Origin of the sequence: Brevundimonas sp., from assembly GCF_016463295.1 — a bacterium.
Classification (GTDB): domain Bacteria; phylum Pseudomonadota; class Alphaproteobacteria; order Caulobacterales; family Caulobacteraceae; genus Brevundimonas.
This window is the reverse complement of record NZ_JAEMRO010000114.1, coordinates 1-5330: the sequence shown is the minus strand read 5'-3', so window position 1 is coordinate 5330 and position 5330 is coordinate 1. Positions and strand designations below refer to the sequence as shown.

Annotated in this window: 5 protein-coding genes and 2 tRNA genes; 5 read left to right on the top strand and 2 right to left on the bottom strand. The window is 66.1% G+C overall.

Annotated features, from left to right (window positions below):
* Nucleotides 1-246 precede the first annotated feature (246 nt).
* The 3 genes from metG (at nucleotide 247) to JHC81_RS13585 (ending at nucleotide 3112) form a co-directional block, all read left to right on the top strand.
* Nucleotides 247-1953 (top strand): methionine--tRNA ligase, encoded by a 1707-nt coding sequence (metG, locus tag JHC81_RS13595; protein WP_292175556.1) that lies wholly within the window; start codon nucleotides 247-249, stop codon nucleotides 1951-1953.
* Between the two features lie 145 nt (nucleotides 1954-2098).
* Nucleotides 2099-2434, top strand: a complete 336-nt coding sequence (locus JHC81_RS13590) for a lysozyme inhibitor LprI family protein (protein WP_292175555.1) — start codon at nucleotides 2099-2101, stop codon at nucleotides 2432-2434.
* A 30-nt stretch (nucleotides 2435-2464) separates the two neighbouring features.
* Complete coding sequence (locus tag JHC81_RS13585; protein ID WP_292175554.1) at nucleotides 2465-3112, top strand: lysozyme inhibitor LprI family protein; 648 nt, start codon at nucleotides 2465-2467, stop codon at nucleotides 3110-3112.
* 32 nt (nucleotides 3113-3144) lie between these two features.
* Here the strand turns inward: JHC81_RS13585 and JHC81_RS13580 are convergent, their stop codons facing one another.
* Nucleotides 3145-3984: a TerC family protein gene (locus tag JHC81_RS13580; RefSeq protein ID WP_292175553.1), complete on the bottom strand. Its 840-nt coding sequence runs from the start codon at nucleotides 3982-3984 to the stop codon at nucleotides 3145-3147.
* 53 nt (nucleotides 3985-4037) lie between these two features.
* The gene (gene rlmB / locus JHC81_RS13575; protein WP_292175552.1) at nucleotides 4038-4952 is read right to left on the bottom strand and encodes a 23S rRNA (guanosine(2251)-2'-O)-methyltransferase RlmB; all 915 of its coding nucleotides are present in this window, start codon (nucleotides 4950-4952) and stop codon (nucleotides 4038-4040) included.
* Between the two features lie 146 nt (nucleotides 4953-5098).
* Between rlmB and JHC81_RS13570 the strand changes: the two genes are divergently transcribed.
* Both JHC81_RS13570 and JHC81_RS13565 read left to right on the top strand, forming a co-directional pair.
* Nucleotides 5099-5182, top strand: a tRNA-Tyr gene (locus JHC81_RS13570).
* Between the two features lie 74 nt (nucleotides 5183-5256).
* Nucleotides 5257-5330 (top strand) — tRNA-Gly (locus JHC81_RS13565).

Sequence of the window (5330 nt, the reverse complement as noted above, 5' to 3'; positions counted from 1 at the left end):
GCTGGGTGCTGGCCCACCGGATCGGCGTCGATGGCCTGGTCTGGGCCGTGATCATCGCCAGCCTGGTGTCCTCGGTGCTGCTGACGGGACGGTTCGTGCGGGTGGCGCGGCGACTGCCGTCGCAGGGAATAGGGGTCAGGTTCTAGGGACTAGGGAAGCGACAGGGTTGCGGTATCGTCTCGCACTCGCCACTAACCATTGCATTCGTCCCTAGCCCCTAATCCCTAGAACCTAGTCCCTGAGCAAATGTCGCGCATCCTGATCACCTCGGCCCTGCCGTACATCAACGGCATCAAGCATCTGGGGAATCTCGCGGGTTCCATGCTGCCGGCGGATGTCTATGCGCGTTTCAAGCGGGCGCAGGGTCACGACGTCCTTTATATCTGCGCCACCGACGAGCATGGCACCCCGGCCGAGCTGGCCGCCGCCGCCGCCGGTCAGGATGTGCGCACCTATTGCGACGAGCAGCACGAGATCCAGAAGGCGGCTGGCCAGGCCTTCGGCCTGAGCTACGACTGGTTTGGCCGGTCGTCGAATGCGCCGAACCAACGCCTGACCCAGCATTTCGCCAAGGTTCTGGAAGAGCGTGGCCTGATCGAGGAACGCGTCGACCGGATGATCTATTCCGTCGACGATGCGCGCTTCCTGCCCGACCGCTATGTCGAGGGGACCTGTCCGCACTGTGGACATGTCGGGGCTCGCGGCGATCAGTGCGACAACTGCGGGCGTCTGCTGGACCCGACGGATCTGATCGATCCCTATTCGGCGGTGTCAGGCAGCCGCAATCTGGAGGTCCGCGACACCCGCCACCTGTATCTTCTGCAGACCAAGCTGGCGGACGACATCCGGGCCTGGATCGATTCCAAGAGCGACTGGCAGCCGCTGGCCAAATCGATCGCCTACAAGCATCTGGACGAAGGTCTGATCGATCGGGGCATCACGCGTGACCTGAAATGGGGCGTGCCGGTGGTGGGGCCCGACGGCGGGCCGCGCGCGGGCATGGAGGGCAAGGTCTTCTACGTCTGGTTCGACGCCCCCATCGAATACATCGGCGCGACCGAGGAATGGGCCGATGCGACGGGCCGGACCTGGCGCGACTGGTGGCGGACGGACGAGGGGGCGGACGACGTCCGCTACGTCCAGTTCATGGGCAAGGACAATGTCGCCTTCCACACCGTCAGCTTCCCGGCGACGATCCTGGGTTCGGGCGAGCCGTGGAAGACAGTCGATACGCTGAAGGCCTTCAACTGGCTGAACTGGTACGGCGGGAAGTTCTCGACCAGCCAGAAGCGCGGGGTCTTCATGGATCAGGCGCTGGAGCTGCTGCCCGCCGACATCTGGCGCTGGCACCTGACGGCCTATGGGCCGGAGCATTCCGACGCGGCCTTCACCTGGGAGCAGTTCCAGTCGACGACGAACAAGGACCTGGCCGATGTGCTGGGCAATTTCGTCAACCGGATCGTCAAGTTCGCCGAGAGCAAGTTCGGCGGCGTCGTGCCCGACGGTGGCGAGCCGGGGCCGCTGGAGATCAAGCTGGAGGCCGACATGCGGGCCGGCATCGCCGAGGCCACGGCCCAGTTCGAAGCCATGGAGTTCCGCAAGGCGGCGGCCGCCCTGCGTGCCGTCTGGGTGCTGGGCAATGAGTATTTGCAGGAAGCGGCACCGTGGACGGCCTTCAAGACGGATGTCGAGCGTTCGGGCGTGGCGGTGCGTACGGGCCTGAACCTCGTGGCCCTGTTCGCGAGACTGGCCGCGCCGATCATGCCGGACACGGCGGCCAGGATCGCGGCCACGGTCGGGGCGACCGATCTGAGCTGGCCCGACGCCGATGCGTCCCTGCTGAATCAGCTGCCGCGCGGTCAGACCGTGGCCGCCGCCGCCGTGCTGTTCACCAAGATCGAGGACAGCCAGGTCGCGGAGTGGTCCGAGCGGTTCGGCGGCGCTGACGCCTGAGGACGGTGCGACGTCAGGTTTCGTCGCCTTGCCCTGAAACCATGCAGGCCTGATCCTTCGGCCTCTAGCGAAGGATCTGTCGGATGTTGCTGATCGCCATGCTTCTGTCGGCCGGGGTTCTTTCCGGTCAGGATGCGGACCCCGATTGCGCGAACCCGAGCGGGTTGCTGGAACCGTCGAATGCTACGACCAGTGGCGCGACCGGGCGCTGGCGGAGCAGCAGGCAATCCTGTCGCGCATTGATCAGGCCGTGGCGAGGCTCTCACCGAAAAATGGCACCGAACCGGCCAAGGCTCGCCAGTTTGTAACCGAGGCCCAGGCGTCGTGGGGGGATTTCGTCGAGGCCGACTGCGCGGCAGGGGAGGTTCTTTTCGGTGCCGGAAACGCCTTCGCGCTGGATGCCCTGGATTGCGAGATCACGCACATCGAGGCGCGCAACCAGCAGCTTCTCAGCTTCGAGGAAAAATACATTGGCACCTGAAATCGCTGCAAAAATGCGCCGGAGCGAGCCGTGATCGCTTTTTTTGCCCTGGCCTTGGCTCTGCCGCAGGATGGACCGTCATTCGACTGCGACCGCGCGACGACGCCCGTCGAGCAGGCCATCTGCGCTGACCCCCGGTTGGCCGCGCAGGACCAGCGGGTGGCGGAAGCCTACGGCCGTTTGCGCCGAAGCCTGCCGCCAGCCGCGCGAGAGGCCCTGGCCCGCGACCAGCGCTGGTATCTGGGCGCAAGGGACGAATGGTTTGAAAACCGGGATCGCTGGGAAGGCTTTCCGGACCTGTCGACCCGGATGCGCGGCCGGGTGGCCTTCTTGACCTCACTGTCGACCGAGCGCCCACAGACTCTGGTCGGTCGCTGGCGCAATGTGGCCGGAGAGGTGGAGATCACCCGCGCGGCAGGCGGCCGACTGAGAGTCGCTGCCACGGCTGCCCAGCCGACTAATGCGCGTTGGCTGTGCGAAGGGGTCGAAATCGATGGTCTCCCGACCGGACGATCGGTCGAGGGCACGACGAGCGATGAGCCGGCCTACCGTATTCGCGCGACGCTTCGCGACGGCTATCTGGAGATCGAGGAGGAGGCTTTGACGGCAGACGCCTATGGCCCGTCCTACTGTGGGGCCAACGGCCACATCAGCGGCGCCTATTTCCGCGTTCGATAGACGAAAGGCCCGGATCGCTCCGGGCCTTCTTCTTATTCGGCACCGGGCACCGGTGGCGCCACCGGCGGGGCCGCCGACGGCTGTGGCGTCGCCGGGGCGGGCAGGGCGCTGTCCTCGGTGCGAACGCCCTTGAGGTGCTTGGCCTCTTCCTCGGGCGTGATGTCCAGCCAGGCGGGGGCGGCGTTGTTGAACTCGGCCATGCGGTCCGTGCGGACGATGACCGAGCGGGCTCCGTCCCAGATCATGTGCAGGGCGACGTACAGGACGATGACCAGGCCGACATAGCCGATCCAGCGATGCTTGGTCAGCAGCTTGGCGATGAAGGTCGCGGCCACACCCATCAGGGCGATCGACAGCACCAGGCCGAAGACCATGATCCAGGGGTGGTCGTGCGCGGCGCCGGCGACGGCCAGGACGTTGTCCAGCGACATGGTCACGTCGGCGATCATGATCTGCAGCAGGGCCGCGCCGAAGCTCTTGCGCTTGATGCCCAGCTCCTCGGGCGAGGGGCCGCCGCCGTGCTCGATCTGCATGGCCAGTTCCAGCTCGGCCTCGGCCTCGGCCTGATCGTGGGTGGCCTGCTCGCGCAGTTCGCGCCACATCTTCCAGCAGACCCACATCAGCAGGACGCCGCCGGCCAGCAGCAGGCCGACGATGGCCAGCAACTGCACTGTGATCAGGGCAAAACCGATCCGCATGACGACGGCGGCGGCCAGACCGATCAGGATGGCCTTGCGGCGCTGTTCGGCGGGCAGGGCGGCGGCGGCCAGGCCCACGGCCACGGCATTGTCGCCGGCCAGGACCAGATCGATCATCAGCACCTGACCCAGGGCGGCCAAGGCTTCGGGAGTAAACAGTTCTGCGAATTCCATTTTCGCTCTCTAGCGGGGCGCGGCGGATGCGCCAAGGGGATTGGCCGCAGTGATTATCCGGTCTGTTTCTTCGACGCTTCGTAGAGCGCCACCGCCGCCGCATTGGAGACGTTCAGGCTCTCGAACCCGCCGGGCATGGGGATTTTCGCCAGGGTGTCGCAATGTTCGGCGACCAGGCGGCGGATGCCGTCGCCTTCGGAGCCCATGACCAGGACGGTGGGACGGGCGTCGAGCGCTTCCTCCAGCGTCTGCTCCGCTGAGCCGTCCAGGCCGACGGCGCGCCAGCCCATATCGGCCAGGGTCTCGAGCGCGCGGCTGAGATTGGTCACGCGGGCGCATGGCAGTCGCTCGGTCGCGCCGGCCGAGGCCTTGGCCAGGGCACCGGCCAGGGCGGGGGAGTGGCGATCCTGCACGACGATGCCCTTGGCGCCGAACGCCAGGGCCGAGCGGAAGATGGCCCCGACATTCTGGGGGTCGGTCAACTGGTCCAGCATGACGATGATACCGCCGTCACCCGCGATGTCTTCAAGCGCGACGCCCTCCAGCGGCTGGACCTTGAAGGCCAGACCCTGATGCACGGCACCGGGCGGCAGCATGCGGTCCAGCGCCTGGACGTCGATGATCTCGATCTTGTGGCCGTGGGTCAGGTCGCCCTTCGTCAGTTCGGCGGCGCGGTCCTCGGTCGCCAGCAGACGGCCCATACCCTTGCGGGCAGGGTTGGCCAGGGCCGCCAGAACGGGATGGCGGCCCCAGACGAAGTTGTCGGCATCGGCCTTCGCCCGCGAGGGACGTGGTCTCGAATCAAAGGGCTTGGGCGTCGGATTGGGATTCCAGCCGCTGCGGTCCGGACCGGCGTCACGCGGCGGCCTGGCGTCCTTGCGGGGCCCGTCGGCACGGGGCGAAGAGATCTTTCCGAAGGTCGGTTTTTTACCCGATTTCCGGTCGTTGCGTTCTGGATTTCTCGACACTATAAGACGCCCTCCGATTTGGAGCCCTGAGGGCTTTCGGGTCTGGCGCCCCTCCTAAACCAGGCGACGCAAGACACGTAGAGCTTTTGTTGCGCCCGAGACCGAAAGGTCGAAGACGCATCGGTCCGACGGTTCGAAAACGCGCTGGGGGAATGTCCCGAGTGGCAAAGGGGGGGGACTGTAAATCCCCTGCGTAAGCTTCGTAGGTTCGAGTCCTACTTCCCCCACCACGCGCTTTCGAAACGACGAACCGGTCCCCATATCGGATCGGCTGCCGAGGCTGAACCGCCGAGGCGGTCTCCGCGCGGGTATAGTACAATGGTAGTACAGCAGCCTTCCAAGCTGAATATGTCGGTTCGATTCCGTCTACCCGCTCCA

What these genes read in the sequence shown, in the direction of transcription:
- metG (WP_292175556.1), top strand. Translation starts at nt 247, where the DNA reads ATGTCGCGCATCCTGATCACCTCGGCCCTGCCGTACATCAACGGCATC.
- JHC81_RS13580 (WP_292175553.1), bottom strand. Translation starts at nt 3,984, where the DNA reads ATGGAATTCGCAGAACTGTTTACTCCCGAAGCCTTGGCCGCCCTGGGT.